This is a genomic window from Mycolicibacterium obuense, assembly GCF_055397605.1.
Genome location: NZ_AP043663.1, coordinates 4,778,620 through 4,803,169, shown reverse-complemented (window position 1 = coordinate 4,803,169; position 24,550 = coordinate 4,778,620). Strand labels below are relative to the sequence as shown.

Sequence of the window (24,550 nt, the reverse complement as noted above, 5' to 3'; positions counted from 1 at the left end):
TCCCATAATAGGTGGTGTCAGTGCGTGACATGAGCGTCGGCGATCGCAAGGTCCGTCGGCACCTGGGCAATGGGGGGCAGGTATGGGGTCGGCTGTGGATATCGGCGATGTGGTGTCGACTCGGTTGGTACCGGCGGTGACCCGCGCGGTCCGAAAACGCTAGGCGGGGCGATGGCTCAGACGTGGGACACGCTCGGCAGGGTGCCGGTCGAGATCGCGGCACATCTCAGCGGCGAAGACGGACGGCATGGTGTCTCACCATTGCGCACCTCGACATTCCCGATGAGTTCGCCGATGACCGAGCACGAACGACGCCGGGTTCGTCTCGACGGACGCCACTCCGCCGACGGGGCGCATCTCGAGTTGCCGGTCGAGGACATCCTGATCGTCGATGACTCGCGCCTCCAGCGCGACAACCTCGCGACGATTCTTGCCGACGAAACGGCGGCGCGACCCGCCATGGCATGGAGTGTCGATTCACTGAGCGCCGCCGTCTCCACACCGCCACGCATCGTGCTGCTCAATCTGTTGACACACCAGAGTATTTCGTTGCTGCATTGCGTACGGCAGATGTGCCCAACAGCCAAGGTCATTGTCATTGGGGTCGACGATGACGATGAGGCCGTTGTGATCGCGTGCGCTGAGGCCGGCGTCGCTGCGTATCATCTGCGGTCCGAGTCTCTGAGTGAGCTGCGGAATCTCATCGCCAAGGTCGCACACGGAGAGTATGTCTGCTCGCCACGGATATCGGTGATCCTGCTCAGGTACCTGTCAACCGTGGCATCCGAGCGGCGAACCGTTCCCGGTGATCCAGATCTGACCGCGCGCGAGATGCAGATCCTCCGAATGCTCGAACAAGGTCTGTCCAATAGGGACATCGCCGACCAGCTGTGTATCGCGGTGCACACGGTGAAGAACCACGTGCACAGCGTTTTGGGCAAGCTCGGTGTCCGTACGCGTGCTGAGGCGGCAGCCTTCTGTCGGTCACTCCGGTGACCGTTTCAGGTGTGGGATCTAGACAGGTCTCTAGATGAAAGATCGCTCCAAAGAGCCATGTACGCGCGTGCCCTCGATGTTGATAGTTGACGTGCGGGGAGTCCGTTAACTCGAGTTCGTTGGCGTCGCCGGCTTTTCCTCGGAGCTGCTAGGGGGAGGTGGCATGTCTGCCCGTCGGAACGGCAAGCGTTGCTCGACAGCCGCATTACGTCCGGGGATGTGTCGCGGTGACAGCGGCGGTCGGTCGGCGCGGTCACCAGCAGTGGCAGCGATGCCACCTCAGGAACAGGTGCCGACCTCGGCGCCCGCCCAGTCGGCCACCCCCCGATCGGTCGACTCGCCGGGGTCGGCACCCTCTATGGGTGTGACTGCGCTGCGTTCGAGGCCGTCACGGTCATCCGCCGATAATGCGGTAGTGCTCGCGCCGTCGACCCGTGTACTTCACATGTGGCTCGAGGAATCATGCAACGCTGACATCGCATACGTAGATAAGCCCGATGGGGCTCGGATTCAACAGAATTGCCGAGGAGTCGCTGGCCTGCATCTGCGATGGACATGACGGCCCCCGTGAGCAACGGTGACTCGCACGCAGGATTCCCGGGTGCGGTATTGATCGTCGACGATTGCGCGCTGTATCGCGAAGCGCTTGCTTCGGCGCTGATGTCGAATGGTATTGGGCGCGTCACTACCGCCTGGGACCTGCCCTCTCTGATGCTTGCGTTGGAATCAGTAGCCCTCCAGGTGATTCTGTTCAACATGGCCACCGGCATGGGGCAGAGGTTTCTGCGGGCGGTGTCACATGTGAACCCGGGCGTTCCCCTGATCGCTGTCGCAACTCCCGAGGACGACGTGGAGGTGATCTCCGCGTGTGCCAAGGCAGGAGTGGCGGCCTACCACACGAGGATTGACTCGTTGGCCGACCTACTCGTGCTGATCCGGGTCGTCGCGCTGGGCAAGACCTGGTGTCCGCCACAAATCTCGGCAACGCTACTTCGACGGGTGTCCGCGGTCGCTGATACGCGTCGAAGTCCAACCAGGGATTCAGGACTCACCACACGCGAGATACAGGTCCTGCACATGCTGGAACTAGGCCGGTCGAACCAACAGATCGCTTTGGATCTGTCCATCGCGGTTCACACCGTGAAGAATCACGTGCACAACCTGCTCACAAAGCTGGGGGTCAACACCCGCGCCGAGGCTGCTGGGGCATTCCACAAGCTGCGGGCGGACCACGGCGACTGACGGAGGTCCGGCTCCCGGTCTAGTCAAAGTTGGCTCCCATGATCCATGTACGGCGGTTCTGAAGACCCCGATAGTGATGGTGGCAGAGGAGTTAGCTCTGCATCGCGTCCTCAGTGAATTGGCGAACGAGTCACCATGTGCCTTCGACTTTCTCGCGGTCGCGGTGACAAAGCAGGTTTCCATGGGGGAGGACCTTTGACGACACAACGGCGCTCGGACGTGACCGCGGGATGGTGCATCCATCTCAAGTCGGATCGCGGAATCCGACATGGATGAGCTCCCGCCCATCCGACCGCTGGTGTCGACCTGGCCAGGCGACGAGCTGGCGTCGTTCGACGGGGACCGTCGCAGAGCGGCCCATGATTGGGTTCCGGTCAATGGACGACCATCGGAAACCGAACTGGCACTGCAGCATTCGAACATCGAGTTCCTCGATCGGATTGTGCGGATGGCCGACGGCGTCCAAGCTCATCCCAACGTAGTGAGCGCACTCGGGTCACCTCATGACGTCCGGGTCCTGATCGTCGACGACTGCGCACTCCATCGCGAGTGTCTGGCCGGCGTTCTCGTCGCGCAGCCAGGCGTGGTGGCGGTCGGCGTAGCGTCCGATCTGAAGTCGATAGTCGCGGAAGTGCAAGCGACACTCCCGCACATCATTCTGTTGAACATGTCGACGCGCGATAGCGCGATCTTGCTGAAGCAGGCATCGACATCGAGCCCGAATGTGCGCGTGATTGTCGTCGGTGTGTCCGAGGAGGACGAATCGGGCATCGTCGCTTGCGCGGAGGCGGGTGCGGCGGCCTATCACCTGCGCGCAGAACCTCTCGACAACCTGCTCGTGTTGATACACCGAGTTGCTGCTGGCGAATCATTTTGTTCGCCAGTGGTATCGGGAATATTGCTCAGGCGGTTGTCGGCCCTGGCCGCACAGCGTCGGCATCCGACAACCAGGGAACTACCTCTGACTGCTCGGGAGATTCAGATCCTCAGGATGCTGGAGGCGGGACTTGCGAACCGTGACATCGCGGATCGGCTCTGTATAGCCGTCCATACTGTGAAGAATCACGTGCACAGCGTGCTGACCAAGCTCGGTGTCAGCAGTCGCGAAGAGGCCGCAGCGCTTGCGCGCAATATCGTTGCAACCAAAAATGTCTCGCCGTACTAGATCTCGATTCAGTCCCGGATCCAGTCCGAAGATCGCTCTCATGGTCCATGTACGAACGGTAGCGGGGTCGTCAATAGTGATGATGTGTTTGCGGGGGAATTCGAAAGCCGTTGCGAGGCATTGGCGCAGATGGTGATCTGGCCGGCGCCGGGCGGGGCTGTTGCGCTCCGGAACGCAACACATAGCGAAGTCAGTGACAGCAGTTCGACTACCTCGACAGCGCTCTTGCATGGACGAGCTCGGAATCTGTCAGTGATCACTGGGAGATACATCGCGACGTGCCGACACACGTTCGCTGGCGTAGGGCGGACAGTCGAATGAACCCACAGCTGCAACGAGTGATCGAGTCTTCGGTCGAACGAAGCCTCGATATCTGGAAAACGCTGTCTCACAGCGAAATACCGACCGCCCTTCTCCCTGAGTGTGAAGCCGAGCATGTGGCAGACATCATCGACGATTTCATTGCCGCGGCACGCGACTGGCCGAACCGCGCAGCGCTGGTGCACAACGGGACATCCATCAGCTACGGGGAACTGGAAGATCGGGTGCGAGCCGCGGCCTTGAATGTCCACTCTCAGACTGCGCAGCTCAACGGGATGCCGGGTCGTATCGGCGTGCTTGTATCACACCATCCCGCCGTGGCACACCAGCTGCTGGGCGTATTGCGGGCCCAGGCCACGTACTGCCCCATCGACGCCGCGCTACCGGCCGGGAGGGTGCAAGCGCTCACCACGGCCATGGGTGTCGACCGTCTGCTATCCGCAACGCAAGATCCCCGAGTAGACGTCGAGAACGACCTCCCGGAGCTGCGCTGGCGTCCGAGCGACGCCGCCTATGTTCTGTGCACCTCGGGCTCGACCGGCACGCCCAAACCCGTTGCGGTGTCGCGGTCTGCGCTGACCGTCACAGTGCGGGCACTGCGTTTGCTTTTCGCCCTCACTCCCGCGGACCGTGTGTTGCAGTTCGCCTCGCTCGGCTGGGATACCTGCCTGGAGGAGATCCTGCCCGCCCTGACTGCTGGGTCGGCACTGGTCTTCGACGACGCTGCTCACAGCGGTTCGTTCCCGGCCTTCGTGCGCATGCTCGCAGAGCAGGCGATCACCGTCGTGGATCTGCCCACGGCGTTCTGGCACGAACTCGTACTTTTCCTGCACGAGGAGCGGATCTCCCTCCCGGGCAGCGTCCGGCTCGTGGTCATCGGCGGTGAGCGTGTCGATCCCACTCGTCTGGAGCAGTGGCGGGCTCTCGATCTCCACGACGTCTGCCTGCTCAACACCTACGGGTGCACTGAGACGACGATGATCACGCACGCCGCACAACTCAGCGGACCGGGAACTGAACCCCCGAACGGTGCGCACCAGGCGGCGCCGATCGGTCGGCCACTCCCTCACGTGCGCGACCATGTCACCCTTGACGGTGAGCTGCTGGTGTCCGGACCGGGCTTGGCCACCGGGTACCTCGACCTGCCCGAGTTGACTGCGACGTCGTTCACGGTCGCCGACCATGGGACCGGGCCGGCCCGCTGGTTCCACACCGGAGACCTCGTCCACCGAGCCGGCGGGATGCTGTATTCGCATGGTCGAGTGGACCAACAGCTCAAAGTACTCGGTGTTCGGGTCCATCCAGCCGAGGTCGAGACGCAGCTGAACGCCCATCCGGCAGTCACCGGCGCCGTCGTCGTCGGTGAGAGGCTCCTGGGACGAACGTCATTGACGGCGTACGTGGTCGCGAGCCGACCCACCACCACCGCCGAACTGAAGGCATTCCTGCGCGAGCGCCTACCTGCGCAATTCGTGCCTACACGCGTGAATTTCGTCGCGGCGCTGGCATACACCGCCAACGGCAAGGTCGACCGTGCGGCAACACGCCGAGCCCTCGTCAACGGAAACAACCAAGGAGCAAATCGGTGAGTCCCGAACATATCGTCGAGATCTTCCGGCGGGTCCTGAAAACCACCGAGGTGGACGAACACTCCGACTTCTTCGAGCTCGGGGGTGACTCGTTGCTGGCAACCAGGGTGCTGAGCGCGATCGCTCGCGACTTCGGGATGGAACTCGTGTACGACGACCTCGTCGAGAACCCAACGGCCACTCAGCTATTCGATCTCGTTGCGGTGGTGGCGCCATGACTGGGGCCAGCACGCGTGTCGTCGTGGTCGGCGCCGGCCTCGCCGGCTTGATCGCGGCCCGCGACGTGGCCGCGTCAGGAGCCGAGGTCACCGTCCTGGAAGCTCGCGACCGGGTGGGTGGTCGCATGCGCGGTGTGCCGATGTCCTCGGGTGTCGTCGCCGACGGAGGTGCGGCCTACCTCGGACGCCAACACACCGAACTGCTTCAGCTCGTCGACGATCACCGCCTCGACCTGGTGTCAACTGGCATGAGCGGCGAGAGCACCTTCCTGATCGACGATCAACGCACGACTACTGCGAGCAGGGTGCCGCCACTGGACGCCGTCGCGCTCGGTGACCTGTTCGACCGTCTCGAAGATCTGGTCGAGACAGTCCGGCCGAATGCGCCGTGGCTGACCCCCGACGCCGACCGCCTCGACCGGCTTTCTGCGCAACGGTGGCTCGTGGACGGGATCGCGCGTCCAGACGCTCATACCTTCTTTCCTCTGTTCCTCGGCGAGATGATGGCCGCTGATCCTGCGGCGATCTCCGTTCTGCACATGGCGTTCTACCTTCGGTCCGGCGGAGGCCTTCGATACCTCAACGCTTTCGAGGGCGGGGCGCAGCAGTGGCGGATCGACGGCGGTGCGCACTTGCTCGCCGAGGAGCTGGCGGAGCAACTCGGTGATCGGGTGCACGTGAATCAACCTGTCGCTGCGATCGATCAGGACCATCACGGTGTGGTCGTGCGGTGCGTCACCGACACCGCTCACCGGCAGTCTGAGTTCCGGGCTGATCGCGTGATCGTCGCGGTACCGCCGCTACTCGCTCAGCGCATCGACTTCCGTCCGGGTTTGAGCACACCGCGGGCCACCACCGCCACGGGCCGCGGCTGCGCCATCAAAGTCCACCTGGGTTACCGGTCGCCCATCTGGCGTGAGGGCGGGCTCTCCGGGTGGTCGGTGAGCACCAGCGGGCCGCTGCTGTCCACGGTCGATGACTCGCCATCCGATGAGTCCGCGGGTGTGTTGACGGGGTTTGTCACCGGAGCGGCAGCGTCTGCCTTCTCCGCACTGTCGCCGGCCGGTCAGAGGGACGCGGCACTAGCCCATGTCGCGCGACTCTTCCCGCAACTTCCTCCACCGGACACCTGCTCGATTACCGACTGGATCACCGAAAAGTACAGCAGGGGCTGCTACGCCGCGTTGTTCGGGCCGGGCGACTGGCTTCGCCTGGGACCGACACTCACCGAGCCGCATGGACGGATCCATTGGGCAGGAACGGAGACCAGCCTGGAGTACTTCGGCTTGATGGAAGGCGCGATCAGGTCGGGTCGACGCGCCGCGGCCGAAGTGATCGATGCGGCAGATGCCACAACCGACTCATCGAAGGTGCTGGTCCGATGAGTACGGTCTTCGAGAGCGACGGGTCTGGCTTCACCGCGGTCACCGATCAGCCGTACATGTACGTGCGCAGGCTGTTGGTCGAGCCAGACTGGCGGCGATATCCAGGCTGGGCGAAGGTGTCCCCCTCCGATTGGCACGATCCGCAATGGCAGCGGGCGCACTCACTCAAGAACATCGGTCAACTCCGTGCCGTGATGGGCGATCTCCTCGAGGAGGAGTTCTATGCCGACCTGGCCGCCGATCAGCAGCACCGAGCGACGATGTCGATGCTGTTGCCGCCGCAGATGCTCAATACGATGGCGCCGCAGTGGGATTCGGCGCGCGACACGTTCACGAAGTTGTTCCATGCCGATCCGATTCGGCGCTACATGCTCCCTGTGCTCAGCGACCGTCACCCCGAATGGTGCTCTCACCCCTACGCCGAACGGGATTCGCTGCACGAGAGCGATATGTGGGTGGTGGAGGGCCTGACCCATCGGTACCCGACCAAGGTCCTTGCCGAATTGGTGTCGACGTGTCCGCAATACTGCGCTCACTGCACGCGGATGGATCTCATCGGCAACTCGACGCCGACGGTCACCAAGACGAGACTGACTCTCCAGCCGGCTGATCGGCAACGACAGATGCTCGATTATCTGCGCGCCACCCCGACGGTTCGCGACGTCGTGGTCTCGGGGGGTGACGTCGGCAATGTTCCCTGGCCGCGGTTGGAGTCGTTCATCTCTGAACTACTGGAGATCGACACGATCCGCGACATCCGACTGGCCACCAAGGCGCTCGCCGCATTGCCGCAGCACTGGCTGCAGACGAAGGTGCTCGACGGGGTCAACCGGCTAGCGCACCTCGCAGCCGGACGAGGTGTCAATCTGGCGTTGCACACGCACATCAACCATGTGCAATCGGTGACTCCACTCGTCGCCGCCGCGGCCCGCGCCCTACTCGACGCCGGGCTTCGAGATGTGCGAAACCAAGGTGTCCTGATGCGCGGCGTCAACGCCACCACTGAGGACCTTCTCGATCTGTGCTTTGCGCTGCAAGGTGAGGCGAACATCCTCCCTTACTACTTCTACATGTGCGACATGATCCCGAATGCCGAGCACTGGCGGACACCGCTGTGGCACGCACAGCAGCTGCAACTGTCGATCATGGGTTATCTACCCGGCTTCGCGACACCGCGTGTGGTCTGCGATGTTCCCTTCGTCGGAAAACGCTGGGTACACCAGGTAGTTCGCTACGATCGCAACCTCGGAGTCTCCTACTGGAACAAGAACTACCGCACCGTTCTGGAGGGTGCGGACGACGACGCCCTGAACCGGTCGTACCCGTACTTCGATCCGATCGACACCCTGCCGGAACTCGGCAAAGCGTGGTGGCGCAAGAACGGCCACCGCGGCTGCGAAACAGCACTTCTCGCTGACGAGAGTGACTCTTCCGAGCCCGCCCCGATCGGCGGCACCGTATGTGAACCGTACGGTGCCGCCGTTGGGGTGAACAGGCAGCAAGCGTCGACTCTGCATCTGAACGTCCGCAGAGACGAGGAGGCGCTGGATATGCGAGACATGGCGACCACCCGAGGCTGCACAGAATGACTGCGCCGCCCCTCGTTCGCCGGTTCAGGTCCACGATCCGTCTCCGGTCGGAGTCTGCCGACCGAGTGATGAAGCAGGTCACTGAAGCCAAAGCGCGCGCGAGTCAATGGAAGAAGATGCACAGACGGCACGTGATCGCGACGGATGCGGTTGCTGTGGTGGTGGCTGTGACGGTCGCTCAAGTCGCTCGATTCGGTCTTCCGGAGTCGACCAGCCCCGGGATGGGTGATCACTGGCGATACGTGACCGCGTGCTCGATCATCCTGGCGGTCGTCTGGCTGGCCGCCCTGGGATTGCAGGAGTCATGGGATCTCTCGCTGACGGGAATTGGTTCCGAGGAGTATCGCCGGGTGGTCACCGCGACCGCGTGGGCTTTCGGCATCATCGCTGTCACGGATCTGCTCCTCCAGCTCGGATTGGTCCGCGGCTATCTGGCCATCGCACTACCGGTCGGTCTGGTGGGGCTACTTGCGGGAAGACACCTTCTGAGAAGGGATCTCGCCAGGAAGAGATCGCGTGGTGCGTTCACGAGCCAGGTGGTCGTGCTGGGAAAGCCACGTTCGGTGATAGCACTGTGCAACACCTTCAATCGGTGCAGTCATGCTGGCTACCGTGTGGTCGGCGCCTGCTTGCCTGACTATCAGGGCAAAGTCGGTCTCGAGATCGACACACGGACCGGGCCCGTGCCGGTGCTGGGTAATCAGCATTCCGTGGCGGAGGTGGTGAGCCTCACCAATGCGGATGCACTCGCCGTCACTTCTGCTGAGCACCTCGGCCACGAGCACATGCGAACCCTGACTTGGCAACTCGACTCGTTGGGGACTGACCTCATCGTCATGCCGGGCATGGTCGACATCGTCGGTCCCCGACTGAAGATCCGCCCGATCGACAACATGCCGCTCTTCCACGTGGCACGACCCCGCCATGACGGAGCGTTGCACTACCACAAGCGCTTCTTCGACCTGGTCGTGGGAACCATCGCGTTGGTCCTGCTCAGCCCCGTGATGCTGATGGTTGCGGCGGCAATTAAGTGGCACGACGGCGGACCGGTGTTCTTCTGCCAGGATCGTGTCGGTTACAACGGAATTCAATTTCGCATCGTGAAGTTCAGAACGATGAAGCCGGAGTCCGAGGCTGAATTGGAGACGGAGCGGATCGTTTCTGGCCAGTCGGATGGGATCTTCTTCAAGTCGGCCACGGACTCGCGCATCACGCCGATCGGCCGGTGGCTCCGGAAGACGAGCATCGACGAGATCCCTCAGCTGTTCAACGTTCTCGCCGGTTCGATGAGCATCGTCGGTCCCCGACCGCTGGTTCCCGGCGAGGGGTCTTCTGTCGAGTACTTCATCGAGCGCAGGGGTCTCGTCAAACCAGGAATCACCGGTCTGTGGCAGGTGTCCGGGAGATCTGACGTATCTGCTGCCGAGCGCATTCGCTTGGACCACTTCTACGTCGACAACTGGTCATACGTACAGGATTTGGTGATCGTTCTGCGGACGGTGCGGACAGTTCTCCAACGCCACGGAGCGTATTAGAGCCATGACACGGAACGGGACATTGATGAAGTCCTCGAGTGTGCCGCACGCCGAGATGACCGACTCACATGCTGTCGGCGGAGTATCCGACTCGAGCGTGTCGGACTCTGTCGCACGATACGGTGCAGACTCCAGCGCAGGCTCGTTGGCCGGTCTTCAGGTGTGCGTTGTCGCCTGCCATTTCCGCCCCGAATCATCGGGTAGCGCACCCTACAACTCGTTGCTCGTCGACACCCTTGCCGATGCCGGCGCCGCTGTGAAGGTCGTCACCGGCGTTCCGCACTACCCCGAGTGGCGCGTGGTCGACCCCCAGTATCAGACGGGGCTGAGATGGCGTGAATCACCGGCCCGACCGACGGGTTCCGGCTCGGTCGACATCGTGCGACTACGCCATGCGGTTCCACACAATCCCGGCCTCCTCGGGCGAATGCGCCTGGAACTGAGTTTCGCGGCGCTGAGCGCTCCTGCTGTCCTCGCGACACGTGCCGACATCGTGATCGCCGTGACGCCGTTGCTGGGCGCTGCGGTAGCCGGCATGGTGGGCCGGCGTCGACGTCCGTTCGGCGCCATCGTGCATGACCAGGTGGGAAAAGCTGCGGTTCAATCGGGAAGTACGGGTGGACGCGTCGCGAATCACATTGCAGCAGCTGAGTATTCCGTGCTACGCCGTGCCGACCGCATTGGCGTTGTCACGGAGGGGTTCCGGCCGGCGCTGGTTGCGGGAGGAGTGGACGATCGACGGATCGTCGAGGTACCCCTGTTCTCTCATGTCACTCCTACGAATCTCGCTCCAGCGGCGGCCAGACGCGCACTGGGCTGGCGCGACACCGGCCGTCTCACTGTTGTGCACACCGGGAACATGGGGATGAAACAAGGCCTGGATCATGCCTTGGAGGCTGCCCGAGTCGCTGCCGTGCGTTACCCAGGCGAATTCGAGTTCGTGTTCGTGGGGGACGGCAACACGAGGCAGGCGTTGGAACACCAGGCCCGCGGACTGGACGGGGTTCGGTTCGTCGATCCAGTCTCCGAGGCGATCTATCCACTCACCCTCGCTGCGGCAGACGTGCTACTCGTCCACGAACGTCCTGGGGTCAGGGAGATGTCGTTACCCAGCAAGCTCACCTCGTACACGATCGCATCGCGACCCATCCTTGCGGCGGTCGCCGAAAACGGCATCACCGGATCGTTGTTGAGCTCACGCGACGCAGCACTGCTGGTGCCGAACGGCGACCCAGAAGCGCTCGTCAGCGGCCTGTGTGAAATCCGGTCCGACGATGCGCTGCGTGTCCGCCTCACCGACAACGCAAGGCGGCTCGGGGAGGCGGAGTTCTCCGAACGTCTCGGCCGGCAGCACTTCGTGACGTTCGCCAAAGCGCTCACCGACTTCTCGGAACGAAGGAAGGGACAAGAATGAAGAAGGCTGTCATCACCGGGATCACCGGCCAGGACGGGTCGTACCTCGCTGAGCTGCTCCTCGACAAAGGCTACGAGGTGCACGGCCTGATCCGTCGATCATCGACGTTCAACACCTCGCGCATCGACCATCTCTACGTGGATCCGCACGATCCGGATGCCCGGTTACATCTGCACTACGGGGACCTCAGGGACGGAGCCCGTCTGGTGACGCTGCTGTCGCAGATCTCGCCCGATGAGGTGTACAACCTCGGCGCGCAATCGCATGTCCGCGTGAGCTTCGACGAGCCGGAACACACCGGCGACACGACAGGTATGGGGTCGATCCGGCTGTTGGAGGCGGTGCGGCTCTCAGGAGTGCAATGCCGGTTCTATCAGGCGTCGAGCTCGGAGATGTTCGGCGCATCACCGCCCCCTCAGAACGAAGAGACACTGTTCTATCCGCGGTCGCCCTACGGGGCCGCAAAGGTCTACTCCTACTGGGTCACCAAGAACTACCGCGAGGCCTACGGCATGTTCGCGGTGAACGGAATACTGTTCAACCACGAATCCCCGCGCCGCGGCGAAACGTTCGTGACCCGGAAGATCACCCGGGCGGTCGCGCGGATCAAGGCCGGGCTGCAGGACGACCTGTATCTGGGCAATCTCGACGCCGTCCGTGACTGGGGTTACGCACCCGAGTACGTGGACGGCATGTGGCGGATGTTGCAGGTCGACGAGCCGGATGACTACGTACTGGCGACAGGCCAGGGCCACACTGTCCGGGACTTCGTGAGCATCGCTTTCGAACGGGCGGGGCTCGATTGGCAGGACCACGTGAGGTTCGACCTGGGATATGTCCGTCCGACCGAGGTCGACGCGCTGATCGGTGATGCATCGAAGGCAGCGCGAGTGCTGGATTGGAAAGCCGAGGTACGAACTCCTGATCTCGCCGCGATCATGGTGGACGCCGATATCGAGGCTCTCCGCTGTGCGGGCACGCCATGGGTCGATACGCCCCAGTTGGCCGGCCGGGTATAGCAACCGATCCCATGGCGACGCGGACAGGTGACCCGGAGTGCATGCGAATACTCCACGCGGTCACGTTGCTCACCCCGGACGGTGCGTACGGCGGACCCGTGCGGGTCTCGCTCAATCAGGCCTCGGCACTGCGCATCCGCGGTCACTCGGTGACACTCGCGGCGGCGGAGCGAGGCTTCGACGTGAGACCCACCTGGGCGGAGGGTAACCCACTTGTCGTCCGGCCCGCTGTGCGGTTGGTTCCTCGCGTCGGGTTTGCAGGTCTGTCTGCGCCCAAACTCGTGACATGGTTCCTTCGGTCGCACAGCCAGTTCCACGCTGCACACGTCCATCTCGCGCGCGACCTCGTCCTGTTGCCACTGGCAGTGGCCATGATGCGGATGCGATTGCCCTATGTGCTGCAGGCCCACGGCATGATCCTGCCCGAAGCACATCCGCTCGCACCGATGATCGACCGCACGATCGTTCGGAAACTGTTGTGCCAGGCACACGAAGTCTTCTATCTGACGACGGATGAGCGTGACGCACTCGATGAGATCGCCGGCGGGAACGCTCGACTCACCCCGCTCCCGAACGGCGTACCGCTGTATCCGGCCGCGACACACTCGCGGGGGGTACCTGAGGTTCTTTACTTGGCACGGCTCCATCAGCGCAAGCGCCCCGTTGACTTCGTCGCGGCGGCACAAGAGTTGAACGCGAGAGGGATAACCGCGGAGTACACGCTCATCGGGCCGGACGAGGGCGAAGGCAGGAAGGTTCAGGAGCTTGCCGCCCAGGCGCCCAACATCAACTGGGTCGGCCCGGTAGAAAGTGGGGCGGGTCCGGCACGCATGCAGCAGGCATCGATATTCGTACTACCGTCGCTGAGCCCGGAGCCGTACCCGATGGCCGTGCTCGAAGCGATGTCTGTCGGCCTCCCCGTTGTCGTGACAGATCAGTGCGGGTTGGCGCCCATGGTGCGAAAGTACGACTGCGGCATCGTCATCGAACCCGGACCGTCGAACATTGCCCGGGCCGTCGAGCGCCTTCTCTCAGCGCCGGACATCGCATTAAGACTGGGTGAACGTGGGCGCAGTGCCGTCAAGCATGACCTCGGTATGTCGTATGTGGGCCAACGGTTGGAGACGAGCTACTCCGTCGCGGCACACTTCCGCAGGTGGCTGCCATGACATTGCGGCATTCCTCGTGGCGATCCGCGATCGCGACTGTGGCGCTGGCATTCTTACTCGTGGCGGCGACGGCCGGCGTGACCGTCGTTCTCACGAGCCGTGGTGGAGAGTCGCTATCCACTTCTGCTGATGGACCGCTGCGCATTTCGGTGATCGGCGATTCGTACAGCGCGGGCTCCGACAACGACGTGACATGGCCGTCGCTGGTTGCCGCCGCATCCCCGCTCAGCATCTCCAATGTTGCGGTGGCCAACTCCAGTTATGCCGGCCGGGCGGGGCAGAGCGGACACTTCGCCGACCAGGTCGACAAGGCCCTCGCCTCGAAGCCTGATGTGATCGTGGTCTTCGGTGGTGTCGGCGATGTGGCGCTTCCCGACCAACAGATCACTCAGTCGGCCGTCGATCTGTTCACCGAACTCAGCAGACGAGCCCCCGACGCCTCGCTCGTCGTGTTCGGTCCCATCTGGCATCAGCACCCGGTGCCTGGTGTCTTCATGACACTCGACTCGGATATCGCGAAAGCGGCCAACGGCACTCACACAACCTATGTGTCTCTGATCGATGAGAATTGGCTTGCTGCCGACGGTTTGATGCGGCGGAATGTGGCACCGACCGACGAGGGTCAGTCCGTGCTGGCACAACGCTTGAGGCCACTTCTCCTGGCACAGATCCGCGGTACCAGCAGGATGGTCGTCCCATGATCGCCGGATTCCACGGTCGCGTCGCGATGCCCCGTCGATCGACGATTCTTCTCGTCGTCCTCTCGATCGCGGCTGCCATAGCTGTCCCTCGTGTCATCCTGAACGGATCTGCAGCGAGCTCGGACGGGCCACCACTGCAGACCATTGCTGCTCCACCCACCCTGCCGAGTCGGGTGGCACCCGCTGTCCTGTTCATCGGTGACTCGTACACCAAGGGTCCGACCACACCGGATCTGAGCTACGGCTGCCTGACGGCGACGGCACTGGGGTGGGAATGCAACATCGCTGCGGAGGGCGGGACGGGCTACCTCAGCGGGGGCCCTGGACACCGGCTCGAGGTCACCCAACCCGACTTGCCGTCCACATCGTTCGTAGAGCGGTTACCGCGTCTGCGAGAGATGTATCGCGCGGATGTGGTGGTCCTCGACGGTGGCCGAAATGACATGCAGTTCGCCACCTCCGACGTCGATCCGATTTTCGCGTACACCGTGAAGCAGGTCGTCGAGTCCTGGCCGAACAGCCACGTCATCGTGATCGGACCATGGTTCCTCAACGAGCCGGTGATCAGGCCGCCATCTCTGGCGGGGGAGACGATAGGCCACGAGTTCCGTTCGGTTCTTCGCTCCAACCCCGAGTTCGACGATGTCGAGTTCATCGATCCTGGAGCGCTGGGCTGGTTCGTCGGTATCGACACATCGCCGTACGTGGGCGACGACGGGATTCACCCCACCTTCGCCGGAGTGAGGAAGATCGCTGAGCTGCTGACCAGAGCATTGAAGGCGCAGGGGGTCACGCATCCATCATGAACTCGACCCTGACTGATTACGTGTTCGTGCTCCGGTGCTGGTGGCGGATCCCCGTCGCGTTCACGCTGCTGTCGGTTCTCGCGACAGCGTTGTTCTTCATCGCGAAGCCGCCCGAATATGCAGCCAAGGCAGTGCTTTTCGTGACGACGCCTCGGGACGACGAGCGGAGCTTCTACGAGGGCGACGACTATGCCAGGCAGCGAGCCGACACCTACTTCGCCCTGAGCAGGAGTCCGGAGATCGCCAAGAGGGTGATCGACGACCTCGGAATGGACATCGCCCCCGAGGAGATGATCGACCGCGCCAACCTCTCCCCGGTCCATGACACCGTGCTCTTGCAATTGACGACGACGGGTGACACCCCGCTGCAGGCCCAAGCGATAGGCAACGCCTACATCGAGGAACTTCGCCGAAGTATCAACGCGCTGGAAACGGTGTCGGCGGGACTGGTTCCCCGGGTGGACTTGATTCCCGTGAGGGCGCCGTCCTCGGACGGACGAGCCGGGAGGTTGCCGCTCGGGCTGATCCTCGGTATCGCAGCAGTCGTCGGCCTGATCGCCGGTGCCTTCGTCGCCGTGGTCGTCGCCCTTCTCGACGGGCGGCTTCGTCGCCCCGAGGATGCTGCGGAAGCCACAGAGACTCCTGTGCTGGCGACCATCCGTTCGGTGCCGTGGCAGTCCGCGGAATCTCGACCGTGGGACGAAGAGTCCGGCCGGGAGCTTCGAGGCACCCTGGACCGGCTCGCGATCCTCGGGTCGAAGGTCATCATGGTGGCCTCGGCTGAACGATCCTCAGGAAAAACCGGTACAGCCCTGATCGCGGCACGGGCACTGGCCAGCAGAGGTTCCACCGTTGCCATCGTCGACTTCGATTCGCGAGGCTCTCAATTGGCCCGGGTTCTGGGGCTGGACGATGCGCAGACCGTCAGCGGGCTCGTCCACGGCGGTGCGTCGATCGCTTCCGCGGGGTGGCACGGAATCACTGTCATCCCGTTCGGTTCGAACGATGGGGACCCGGGAGCAACAGCCGATCACCCGGGCACGGAGCGCATGTTCGACCAACTCCGCAGCTCATACGACTGGGTGATCGTGGACACCCCCGCGGTGCTCGAGTTCAGCGATGCGGTGCGACTTGTTCGACACGCCGATGCCATCGTGCTTGTCGCCAGGGCGCGCCAGACCACGTTCGACGCATTGCGTTCGGCATGCCAACAGTTGACGCTCGCGGCCGGACAGGTGCTGGGGGTGGTGTTCGTCACCCAGAGCGCTTGCGGGCAACGGCGAGATCGTCCGGGCAGCAACGGAAGTCCTGTCGACGGCGCCGGCGGATCGTCCGGCCCGCAGGCGTTCCCCACTTCGATTCCAACGAGGAGACCGTGATGGATTTCCAGACCGTCGTCAGCGCGATACGGCGTAGGTGGTGGGTACTCGCGATCACCGCGCTCGTCGGGATCTTCTTCGGGAACCTGGTGAGCACTCATGAGGTTCGTGAATACACGGCGACGACCAGACTGTTCGTCGCGGCCACAGGCGGGGGCAATAGCTCATCTGAGGCCTACTCGGGAGGCCAATTCTCGGAGCAGCGTGTTCAGTCGTACGCACAGATGATCTCTGGCCAGCAGTTGACCAGGCGCGTCGTCGACAGACTGCATCTGCCGTTGTCGGCGGACGAGCTGTCGTCGAAGGTTCACGCTGCCATCGTGCCGCGAACGGTGCTGCTCGACCTGTCCGCAACTGATCCGTCTCCTGAACGCGCCACCGAAATCGCCAACACGCTGGCGGATGAGTTCATCCAGTACGCCGGTCCGCTGGAGACGCCGATCGGCGAGAGCACGCCGCGCTCGACGATCACGGTGGTCAACCGCGCCCAGATACCTTCGACACCGAGTTCTCCGAATGTCGTCACGAACGCTGTGTACGGGTGTATCGGCGGCCTGATGATCGGCCTGCTGTGCCTTTCGTTGATCCCTGTCATATCGCGCCGCATCAACTCGGCCGAAGAACTCGGCCGGCTCACGGGTGCACCTACTGCAGGCCCTCTGCTGGTGCCTGATCCGGACGCCTCTCCCCAGCACAACCTGTTCGACACCTCACGCTCTGAGGAGTCAGAGGGCCTTCGACGCCTCCGGGTACAGCTGGACGCGCATGATCCAGCGCCGCAGGTCCTCCTCGTAGCACCGGCTACCTCTGGGCGGCCGGCCGTGGCGCTCGGAGGCGGTATCGCTGCGGCGTTCGCCGAAACGGGACGTAGCACCGCACTCATCGCCGCAGATTCCTCGCTGGACGCCACGTGGTTCGGAGTGGCAGGTGACAGCCCGGGACTGACTGATCTGCTCTTAGGCCGTGCGGGATTTGACGACGTGCTCCACAGCACCGTCCGTCCCCAGTTGTCCGTCGTCCCTCACGGCGGGAGCCATGCCATCGGGGTGTTGCTCTCGTCGGCGGTGATGAGCGCTTTCGTCGACGACCTTCGCAAGGAGTTCGATCGCGTGGTGATCGTGACCGGGTCCGTGAACGACAGCAGCGCTGCGTCGGTCTTGTCTGCGGTCGTGGACGCCGATTTGCTGGTGGTCGACACGTCGAGGTCACATCGCGGGGACGTGACCAGAGCCATCAGCGAATTGACCGCGGCGCGGGCGCATCTCCTGACCGTGGTGATGGCCAAGGTGAAAGCCCCCGAGCATCCGCAGAAGACGTCGAAAGGCTTCCGATGAACGAGCTGGCCTATTTTGACCGGGTTCCCGGCACGATGTCGGAGGCGGGCCGCCGCTTCTCCCTCGATGGGTTCACCGGGCGGGGATACGAGCGCGGCCGCAGCATCGGCGTCCAGGTTCTGTGGCTGATCGCACGAGAACTTCTGATGAAGTGGTGGTGTCCCAACCGGTTTCGAATCATGGTTCTTCGTATCTTCGGTGCCAGAATCGGTGCCGGAGTCCTGATTCGACACCAGGTCAAGATCCACTGGCCGTGGAAACTGGAGGTCGGAGCCAACTCGTGGATAGGCGAGGAGGTGTGGATCCTGAACCTCGAGCACGTGACGATAGGGTCCAACACCTGCATCTCCCAGGGAGTGCTCATCTGCACCGGAAGCCATGACCGACGCAGTCCCACTTTCGAATTCGACAACGCTCCCATCGTCATCGGAGATTCGGTGTGGGTCGCGGCGCGTGCGACCGTCCTGCGAGGGACTCGCATCGGAGACGGTGTCACCATCGGAGCAACGGTGGTGGTGACCGGCGATGTGCCCCCTGAGACGACCCTGCTTGCGAGCGAACCGCGCGTCCAGCGTTCCTGAACCGAATGAGAGGCACTTGTGTACAACGAACCCAAGATCTACGTGGCCGGACACCGCGGCATGGTCGGATCAGCCATCACGCGACGCCTCCTCGAGGAGGACGCTCATATCATCACTCGCTCTCACGATGAACTGTCATTGCACGATGCGGCGGCGGTGGAGCAATTCTTCGCTGCAGAGCGCCCCGATGTCGTGGTGCTCGCTGCGGCGAAGGTCGGCGGCATCATCGCGAACGCGACGTTGGGCGCCGACTTCATCCGCGAGAATCTGATGATCCAGACGAATGTCATCGACGCCGCATACCGCAACGGAACTCAGAATTTCATGTTCCTCGGATCGAGTTGCATCTATCCCAAACACGCGGAACAACCGATCACGGAGGAGGCGCTTCTCACTGGCGCCCTCGAGGAGACCAATCGGCCGTACGCAGTCGCGAAGATCGCGGGCATCACGATGTGTGACGCCTATGCAGAGCAATATGGCTTCAACGCATTCGCGGTGATGCCGTCGAACGTGTACGGGATAGGGGACAACTTCCACCCGGAACACTCTCACGTTGTCGCAGGCTTGATGCGCCGCTTCCACGAGGCGAAGCTATCGGGCCAGCCGAAGGTCGTCGTGTGGGGGAGCGGATCACCCCGGCGAGAGCTCATCGACGCCGATGACCTGGCAGATGCCTGTGTCTTCCTCCTCCGCAACTACGACAGCCGCGGCATCATCAATGTGGGTTCAGGGCAGGAGATCTCGATCCGTGAGTTGGCACTCCTGATGCGGATGGTCGTCGGATACGACGGCGAGGTCGAGTTCGACGCAACCCGGCCAGACGGCACACCGCGCAAGCTCATGGACAACAGCAAGTTGAGGGCCCTCGGTTGGCAGCCGACTCTCACGATCGAGGCCGGGCTGAAAAAGATGTACGCCTGGTTCGTCGAGTCGCACGCCGGCGTTCGCTGAGAAGGAGGCCGGTTCGTGAAGAAGAAGGTCGAGATGCTCGTCTGGCTTCTGCCGGGCAGCGGGCTGAAGAACAGGCTCTTGCGGATGTTCGGCCATGATGTTGCCGCGTCTGCCCACATCGCGCCGCTCCTGGCGGTGAATGTCGGCCGCGCGGTCATCGGTGAGAGCGCAATGATCGGCCCACTGAACGTCTTTCGCCGTGTGCGCCTGCTGAAGGTGGGCAACGGAGCATCGATCGGATCACTCAACACGATCTCCGCGCATCCCGCCTATCAAGCGTTGCACCCAGATGTCGGGGTTCTCGTCATGGGTGACGGCGCGATCATCACGAGTCGACACAACATCGATTGCTCCGGGAATGTGGCGCTCGGCGACATGTCCGGTATCGCCGGCCAACGGACCACTATCCTCAGCCACGAAATCGACATCATGCTCGACGTGCAGTCCGCAGGATGGGTCAGCATCGGTGAACGTTCGGTAGTGCTGACCAACTGTCTGGTACTGAAGGGTGCAGTGCTGCCGCCTCATTCGCTGCTGGTCGCGAACTCGATGTTGAGCAGGCCGAGAAAGGCGCATCAAGCTCCCGGTGTCTACGCCGGGTCTCCCGCCGAGTTCATCAGATCGATTTCGTTGGAGGGTGGCAGTTGGTTCGAGCGAGAGGAGAGCGCAACGACGACGCTGCGGGTGGACCTTCCCCGCAGTATGCGGTCGAACGGCAATCGTCGAGCATTCGTCGTCTCACCGGCGCCACCATCAACCGAGAAGGGCTTGGACGGCTGCGAGCGCCGGCTTTGCTGTGAAATCTGATCGGACCAGACCGTAGTTGTATTGCACGTTGCGACTTCCCGTTTCGACATCGCGGAAGTCGAAGAGGAAGATGGGGCCCCCATTGTGAAGAGACCGCAGGAAACTTATCCCGTTGGTCAGGATCTCACTCTGACGCTGCGGGGACACGCCGACCTGCTGACCGGAGAGATCCGGAGCGACAGCTCCGGGGGTGGCGGTCGACGCGCCGAATTCGGTGAACCAGATCCGCTTACCGTCCTGGCCCTCGTTGGCCATCAGATCGCTGACGTCTTTGATCGCTCGATTCGAGTTCGACGTATCCGACGTTCCTTCGGTGGTCAGGAGCTCCGGTGTGCTGTACGGGTGCATGGCGACCGCGTCAAAGAATTCACCTGCGCCATTGTCGTACAACCCCTTGATGAAGGTGACAGGCGACATCTCCGTCGGATTGTCCACTGCCGGGGACGTACCTCCGGTGATCACCACGGATTGTGGATCGACCCTCTTGATGGCCCGATAGGATTCCTTGAGCATCGACGAGTACAAGGCCAGATTGGGCCCTGGCGCAAAGCTGTCGTCGATGTTCGGCTCGTTCCAGATCTCCCAGTTGTGAATGACATTCGAGTAGCGCTTGGCGGCTTGGGCAACGAAGTTGGCCCAGGGGCCCGCGTCGGCCGGCGCCGGGTGGACGAGGTCCCGGTATTGAGGGGGAACGGCCCAGGAGGGCGCATAGGAGAGAACTCCGAGGACCGTCAGGCCTCGGCTGGCTGCGCCATTGACGAGCGAATCCGTGTCAGCCCAGTCGAATCGGCCCGGGGATCGCTCGATGAGATCCCACTCGATTTGAAGCCGAACGGCACTGAAACGATCGGCCGCAATCTGATCGTACTGTCTGTCTCTGGTAGCGGGGTCGGTCAGCGTGACGGCTGTCACCCCGACGAGGCCCGGCGGCAGTGCCGCAGTCGAGGGCAGGGGCCTCGCGAAAGAATCAGGCGGCCCGACCGTCTGGCATCCGACGATCGCGATGACCAGTCCCACGATGACGCCTACGGCCAATCGTGGAACCGGAGGGGGGCGTTGGCCTCTCAGGACATTCACCGTCTGGCTCCCCTTCGATCGACAACCCGAGAGTGCGGCGTCACCGGTTCTCTCCGAGCAAGAATGCCCCGCGATCGGCTGATCTGCAATGGGCGGGTCACGCGCGCACTGTTCGCCGGCATCGGACTGCCCCGATGAACGGCGTGGTCACGCAGACCAGGCTCATCAGAGGTCAGAACGCCGAGAACTCGCTCGTCTCACACGTCGTCGCTCCCTCGCGCGGGTCATTCGAGAGGCGGCGGCAGACCGCACGCCGAGCGCTCACTGTCGTTGTGCTGATTGCGCTGGGTGCGACGACAGCGATTCAAATCCAAGGGTTCACATTGACGATGCTGGCCCCGATGTGCCTTCTGCTGGCGCCGGCTTTGCTCTTGACCCGCTTGACGCTCGGCCAGTGGCTACCGCTCGTCCTCGCCCTGACCGGATTCGCTGCGTTCTGCATTTCGGCCCAGATCAACCATCTGAGTCTCGTCGATCAGCGAGTGCAGCAGTGGGCGGCGTTCGCGGTCTACTTCGCGGGATTTCTGGTACTCGCCGGCAGGGACCTCCTCCGCATCTTCGCGATCTACTGCGGAATCGCGATCGGCGCAGCGGCGTACAGCGTTTTCCATGTCGGGGCATCCGCCGACACCTACGATTCGACCGCGGAGTTGTGGAAATACGGCTTCGGGCAGTGGATCGTCCTCATCCTGCTCTTCTGCCTGGTTCTCATGAAGGTGCCTCTTCCGCTTCAAGCGCTCGCGCTATTGCTCGTCGCGGCCTACAGTCTGAGCGCTGACTACCGTTCACTGGCAACCAATTGCGCGCTCGTGACCGTGATAGCGCTGGTGGGCTGGGTCGCCGGCAACCGAGTGCCCCGATGGGTGCAAGTCGCACTCGTCGCACTGTCAGGGACATCGATGTATGCCATCGTGCCACGCCTGGCCGCCGACGGGCTCCTCGGTGATGCGATCGGGCGGAAGACGGAAACGCAACTCGCCGAGGGTGTTCCGCTGATATTGGCCGGACGGACGGAGTCTCCGCTGTCGATGTCGGCCATCCTCGAGCGCCCGTGGTTCGGCTGGGCCAGTGCGAACAACATCAGCGCGGAGGCTTTCGACCGCGCCAAGTCGGTGGCAATCGCCCTCGGCTTCGATCCTGCCGTACCCATCGAGAGCGGCTGGTACTTCGCGAATGGAGACGTTTCGCTCCACTCCGTATTACTCGGTGCATGGGCGGAAGGTGGACTCTTCGCCGCGCTGCTTCCGCTGGGACTGATGATCGCGGCGCTGGCCATGATCTGGAACGCGCCTCGATATGGGCGTTGGTCCGTTCTGGTGATTGCCGTATCGCTGCAGGCGGTGTGGGATCTACTTTTCTCACCCTGGTCCTACGGATCCCTTTCGGGCTTCGCCATGCTCGCAGTTGTCTTCGCTGCGAGGCACATGCCCTCGCACTCGCACTTCGACGAGAAGGAGTTTCTCCGTTGACCATCGAACCCACGGTGAGCGTCATCATTCCCACTGTCGGCAGAACGAGTTTGCGCATCGCAGTCGAATCGGCGCTGAACCAGACCGTCCCACCCCTCGAGGTCATCGTCGTGGTCGATTCCGACAGCGAACCGGAATTGCCGACCTCCGAGGCTATCCGGGTTCTGCGGACATCGGGAGGCGAGGGTCCCGGCCGCGCCAGACAGCTGGGGATCGATTCGGCCAGCGGCAGTATCATCGCCCTCCTCGACGATGACGATTCCTGGAGGAAGGCCAAACTGGAGAGGCAACTCGCCGCGGTGCCGCATTGCCGGGACCGCTGGATCGTTTCCTGTCGGTACGAGCGACGAGCAGACGGTCGCAAGCCACTGACGATGCCGCGCAGGTTGATCGGTCCGGGTGAACGGGTGGCTCCGTACTTGATGCAACTGGCCTCGATGAGACGGGCGCGACCGTCGATCGCGGTGCCGACACTCATGTTTCCCAGGGCGGTTGCAGATGCGGTGCCGCTGTCGGTATCGGCGGGCTCGATCCACGATGACCCTTCATGGTTGATGAGGGTTCAGCGCGAATTGCCCGATCTACCAATCCTCCAGCTCCCTGACTGCCTCGTCGAGGTCAACGTGACGGCCAACTCGGAGTCACGTCCGGGGGTGGATCGCAGTGCCGACTACATCGACTGGGGGAAAAGTGAGCTCGCCGATGAGTCGAAGCGCGTGCGAGGTGACTACTTTCTCTACAGCCCCGTCAGTTCGGCGCTCGAAGCAGGCTCGTTCCGTGGCGTTCTTCGATCGATCGTCGCGAGTGTGCGATGGGGTCGACCAGGGATCTGGGCATGGGTCTACGTCTCGACGGCGACTACACGTATCGCGCTGAGAAAGGTGCGAAGCTCGTTGAGAAGACCGTCGACGGAGAAGGATCAATGAGCTCTGCTCCGACCGTCTCGGTGATCACCATCACCTTGAACGACCTCGACGGTCTCAAACGAACCGTCGACAGCGTTCGGGCCCAGCGGTACCCGGGACCCGTCGAACACATCGTGATCGACGGTGGATCGGGTGACAACGTCGTGGACTACCTGCGTCAGATCGAAACCGGCTTGGGGTACTGGCAGTCCGAGCCCGATGCCGGGAGGTACGACGCGATGAACCAGGGGATCGCCCGTGCATCGGGAGATCTGCTGTGGTTCCTCCATTCTCGTGACCGCTTTTCTGATCCCTACTCGCTGGCCCACGTAGTGCAAGAGATCGCGAATCGTGGTCCCGTGAGCGACCTGTGGGGATACGGCATGGAGAACCTGATCGGGCCCGACGGGGTCAGCGTCGGGCTGCAGGCACCCATGCCTTTCGACATGCGGAGGTTTCTGATGATCCAGGCGACCATCCCCCATCAAGCTTCCTTCTTCGGATCGTCCCTGGTCAGAAAGATCGGTGGATACGATGTCGAGTTCGACATCGCTGCCGACCAACTTTTCATGCTGCGCGCCGCGTTGGTGCTCGAACCCATCACCATCGAGCGCGTGGTCACCGATTTCGACATCACTGGCGCCGGCTCGGCACGCTCGGTGGATGACGTCTTCGACGACATGCGGAGGATCTGGGACTTGGTCGGCTGCTATCCGTTCAACGGAAGGCTGACCTCGCGCGCTCTCCTGCGCTGCTGGGAACGTGTGGTGAAAGCAAAGAGCGCGGTGCACCCAGCAGTGAACGCCATGAAAGCGTGGTCGGTTCGCGCGCTCGGCACCAAGTTCCGACGGAGGATTCCGTGCAGCGAGGCGCCACTGTGACAGTGACCGGACAT

Annotated in this window: 22 protein-coding genes; 21 read left to right on the top strand and 1 reads right to left on the bottom strand. The window is 62.9% G+C overall.

The window, feature by feature from the left end; translation table 11 throughout:
• The first annotated feature begins 201 nt into the window (after nucleotides 1–201).
• The 18 genes from ACZ50N_RS23085 to ACZ50N_RS23000 all read left to right on the top strand — a co-directional run bounded on the left by ACZ50N_RS23085 (nucleotide 202) and on the right by ACZ50N_RS23000 (nucleotide 20,204).
• On the top strand, nucleotides 202–996 hold the full coding sequence (locus ACZ50N_RS23085; protein ID WP_464473854.1) for a LuxR C-terminal-related transcriptional regulator: 795 nt from the start codon (nucleotides 202–204) through the stop codon (nucleotides 994–996).
• A gap of 567 nt (nucleotides 997–1,563) precedes the next feature.
• Nucleotides 1,564–2,238 (top strand): response regulator transcription factor, encoded by a 675-nt coding sequence (locus ACZ50N_RS23080; RefSeq protein ID WP_464473853.1) that lies wholly within the window; start codon nucleotides 1,564–1,566, stop codon nucleotides 2,236–2,238.
• 268 nt (nucleotides 2,239–2,506) lie between these two features.
• On the top strand, nucleotides 2,507–3,403 hold the full coding sequence (locus ACZ50N_RS23075; protein ID WP_464473852.1) for a LuxR C-terminal-related transcriptional regulator: 897 nt from the start codon (nucleotides 2,507–2,509) through the stop codon (nucleotides 3,401–3,403).
• Nucleotides 3,404–3,840: 437 nt separating this feature from the next.
• Nucleotides 3,841–5,313, top strand: coding sequence for an AMP-binding protein (locus ACZ50N_RS23070; RefSeq protein WP_237165618.1), 1,473 nt, complete (start codon nucleotides 3,841–3,843; stop codon nucleotides 5,311–5,313).
• Complete coding sequence (locus ACZ50N_RS23065) at nucleotides 5,310–5,531, top strand: acyl carrier protein (RefSeq protein ID WP_464473851.1); 222 nt, start codon at nucleotides 5,310–5,312, stop codon at nucleotides 5,529–5,531. Before ACZ50N_RS23070 ends, ACZ50N_RS23065 begins: the two co-directional genes overlap by 4 nt.
• Complete coding sequence (locus tag ACZ50N_RS23060; protein ID WP_133414490.1) at nucleotides 5,528–6,916, top strand: flavin monoamine oxidase family protein; 1,389 nt, start codon at nucleotides 5,528–5,530, stop codon at nucleotides 6,914–6,916. Before ACZ50N_RS23065 ends, ACZ50N_RS23060 begins: the two co-directional genes overlap by 4 nt.
• Nucleotides 6,913–8,505 carry a KamA family radical SAM protein gene (locus tag ACZ50N_RS23055; protein WP_464473850.1) on the top strand — a complete coding sequence of 531 codons (1,593 nt, stop codon included), beginning with the start codon at nucleotides 6,913–6,915 and terminating at the stop codon, nucleotides 8,503–8,505. The genes ACZ50N_RS23060 and ACZ50N_RS23055 overlap by 4 nt, the downstream gene beginning before the upstream one ends.
• Nucleotides 8,506–8,573: 68 nt before the next feature.
• Nucleotides 8,574–10,040: a sugar transferase gene (locus ACZ50N_RS23050; RefSeq protein WP_166429248.1), complete on the top strand. Its 1,467-nt coding sequence runs from the start codon at nucleotides 8,574–8,576 to the stop codon at nucleotides 10,038–10,040.
• A 4-nt stretch (nucleotides 10,041–10,044) separates the two neighbouring features.
• On the top strand, nucleotides 10,045–11,454 hold the full coding sequence (locus tag ACZ50N_RS23045) for a glycosyltransferase family 4 protein (RefSeq protein WP_330218716.1): 1,410 nt from the start codon (nucleotides 10,045–10,047) through the stop codon (nucleotides 11,452–11,454).
• Nucleotides 11,451–12,473 (top strand): GDP-mannose 4,6-dehydratase, encoded by a 1,023-nt coding sequence (gene gmd, locus ACZ50N_RS23040; protein ID WP_048421829.1) that lies wholly within the window; start codon nucleotides 11,451–11,453, stop codon nucleotides 12,471–12,473. The genes ACZ50N_RS23045 and gmd overlap by 4 nt, the downstream gene beginning before the upstream one ends.
• Nucleotides 12,474–12,571: 98 nt before the next feature.
• Nucleotides 12,572–13,642, top strand: a complete 1,071-nt coding sequence (locus tag ACZ50N_RS23035; protein ID WP_464473849.1) for a glycosyltransferase — start codon at nucleotides 12,572–12,574, stop codon at nucleotides 13,640–13,642.
• Between the two features lie 59 nt (nucleotides 13,643–13,701).
• On the top strand, nucleotides 13,702–14,343 hold the full coding sequence (locus ACZ50N_RS23030; protein WP_157850913.1) for an SGNH/GDSL hydrolase family protein: 642 nt from the start codon (nucleotides 13,702–13,704) through the stop codon (nucleotides 14,341–14,343).
• Nucleotides 14,340–15,149 carry an SGNH/GDSL hydrolase family protein gene (locus ACZ50N_RS23025; protein ID WP_048421827.1) on the top strand — a complete coding sequence of 270 codons (810 nt, stop codon included), beginning with the start codon at nucleotides 14,340–14,342 and terminating at the stop codon, nucleotides 15,147–15,149. The genes ACZ50N_RS23030 and ACZ50N_RS23025 overlap by 4 nt, the downstream gene beginning before the upstream one ends.
• Nucleotides 15,146–16,528, top strand: a complete 1,383-nt coding sequence (locus ACZ50N_RS23020; protein ID WP_464473848.1) for a tyrosine-protein kinase domain-containing protein — start codon at nucleotides 15,146–15,148, stop codon at nucleotides 16,526–16,528. Before ACZ50N_RS23025 ends, ACZ50N_RS23020 begins: the two co-directional genes overlap by 4 nt.
• Entirely contained in the window at nucleotides 16,528–17,862 is a 1,335-nt protein-coding gene (locus tag ACZ50N_RS23015) for a Wzz/FepE/Etk N-terminal domain-containing protein (protein WP_464473847.1), read from the top strand. Before ACZ50N_RS23020 ends, ACZ50N_RS23015 begins: the two co-directional genes overlap by 1 nt.
• Nucleotides 17,859–18,443, top strand: coding sequence for a DapH/DapD/GlmU-related protein (locus tag ACZ50N_RS23010; protein ID WP_464473846.1), 585 nt, complete (start codon nucleotides 17,859–17,861; stop codon nucleotides 18,441–18,443). Before ACZ50N_RS23015 ends, ACZ50N_RS23010 begins: the two co-directional genes overlap by 4 nt.
• Nucleotides 18,444–18,461: 18 nt before the next feature.
• Nucleotides 18,462–19,397 carry a GDP-L-fucose synthase family protein gene (locus tag ACZ50N_RS23005; protein WP_082163849.1) on the top strand — a complete coding sequence of 312 codons (936 nt, stop codon included), beginning with the start codon at nucleotides 18,462–18,464 and terminating at the stop codon, nucleotides 19,395–19,397.
• A gap of 15 nt (nucleotides 19,398–19,412) precedes the next feature.
• Nucleotides 19,413–20,204: an LbetaH domain-containing protein gene (locus tag ACZ50N_RS23000; RefSeq protein ID WP_464473845.1), complete on the top strand. Its 792-nt coding sequence runs from the start codon at nucleotides 19,413–19,415 to the stop codon at nucleotides 20,202–20,204.
• On the opposite strand, the gene ACZ50N_RS22995 is transcribed toward ACZ50N_RS23000, so the two are convergent.
• Nucleotides 20,151–21,221 carry a cellulase family glycosylhydrolase gene (locus tag ACZ50N_RS22995; RefSeq protein WP_464473844.1) on the bottom strand — a complete coding sequence of 357 codons (1,071 nt, stop codon included), beginning with the start codon at nucleotides 21,219–21,221 and terminating at the stop codon, nucleotides 20,151–20,153. The two genes, ACZ50N_RS23000 and ACZ50N_RS22995, sit on opposite strands and share 54 nt — an antisense overlap.
• 194 nt (nucleotides 21,222–21,415) lie before the next feature.
• On the opposite strand from ACZ50N_RS22995, the gene ACZ50N_RS22990 reads away from it, so the two are divergent.
• The 3 genes from ACZ50N_RS22990 to ACZ50N_RS22980 are packed head-to-tail and all read left to right on the top strand — an operon-like array spanning nucleotide 21,416 to nucleotide 24,536.
• Complete coding sequence (locus ACZ50N_RS22990; RefSeq protein ID WP_464473843.1) at nucleotides 21,416–22,750, top strand: hypothetical protein; 1,335 nt, start codon at nucleotides 21,416–21,418, stop codon at nucleotides 22,748–22,750.
• Complete coding sequence (locus tag ACZ50N_RS22985; RefSeq protein ID WP_464473842.1) at nucleotides 22,747–23,676, top strand: glycosyltransferase family 2 protein; 930 nt, start codon at nucleotides 22,747–22,749, stop codon at nucleotides 23,674–23,676. The genes ACZ50N_RS22990 and ACZ50N_RS22985 overlap by 4 nt, the downstream gene beginning before the upstream one ends.
• On the top strand, nucleotides 23,673–24,536 hold the full coding sequence (locus ACZ50N_RS22980) for a glycosyltransferase family 2 protein (RefSeq protein ID WP_464473841.1): 864 nt from the start codon (nucleotides 23,673–23,675) through the stop codon (nucleotides 24,534–24,536). Before ACZ50N_RS22985 ends, ACZ50N_RS22980 begins: the two co-directional genes overlap by 4 nt.
• Nucleotides 24,537–24,550 lie beyond the last annotated feature (14 nt).

What these genes read in the sequence shown, in the direction of transcription:
- ACZ50N_RS23075 (WP_464473852.1), top strand. Translation starts at nt 2,507, where the DNA reads ATGGATGAGCTCCCGCCCATCCGACCGCTGGTGTCGACCTGGCCAGGC.
- ACZ50N_RS23060 (WP_133414490.1), top strand. Translation starts at nt 5,528, where the DNA reads ATGACTGGGGCCAGCACGCGTGTCGTCGTGGTCGGCGCCGGCCTCGCC.
- ACZ50N_RS23020 (WP_464473848.1), top strand. Translation starts at nt 15,146, where the DNA reads ATGAACTCGACCCTGACTGATTACGTGTTCGTGCTCCGGTGCTGGTGG.
- ACZ50N_RS23055 (WP_464473850.1), top strand. Translation starts at nt 6,913, where the DNA reads ATGAGTACGGTCTTCGAGAGCGACGGGTCTGGCTTCACCGCGGTCACC.
- ACZ50N_RS23015 (WP_464473847.1), top strand. Translation starts at nt 16,528, where the DNA reads ATGGATTTCCAGACCGTCGTCAGCGCGATACGGCGTAGGTGGTGGGTA.
- ACZ50N_RS23025 (WP_048421827.1), top strand. Translation starts at nt 14,340, where the DNA reads ATGATCGCCGGATTCCACGGTCGCGTCGCGATGCCCCGTCGATCGACG.
- gmd (WP_048421829.1), top strand. Translation starts at nt 11,451, where the DNA reads ATGAAGAAGGCTGTCATCACCGGGATCACCGGCCAGGACGGGTCGTAC.
- ACZ50N_RS22990 (WP_464473843.1), top strand. Translation starts at nt 21,416, where the DNA reads ATGAACGGCGTGGTCACGCAGACCAGGCTCATCAGAGGTCAGAACGCC.
- ACZ50N_RS23045 (WP_330218716.1), top strand. Translation starts at nt 10,045, where the DNA reads ATGACACGGAACGGGACATTGATGAAGTCCTCGAGTGTGCCGCACGCC.
- ACZ50N_RS22980 (WP_464473841.1), top strand. Translation starts at nt 23,673, where the DNA reads ATGAGCTCTGCTCCGACCGTCTCGGTGATCACCATCACCTTGAACGAC.
- ACZ50N_RS23050 (WP_166429248.1), top strand. Translation starts at nt 8,574, where the DNA reads ATGAAGCAGGTCACTGAAGCCAAAGCGCGCGCGAGTCAATGGAAGAAG.
- ACZ50N_RS23010 (WP_464473846.1), top strand. Translation starts at nt 17,859, where the DNA reads ATGAACGAGCTGGCCTATTTTGACCGGGTTCCCGGCACGATGTCGGAG.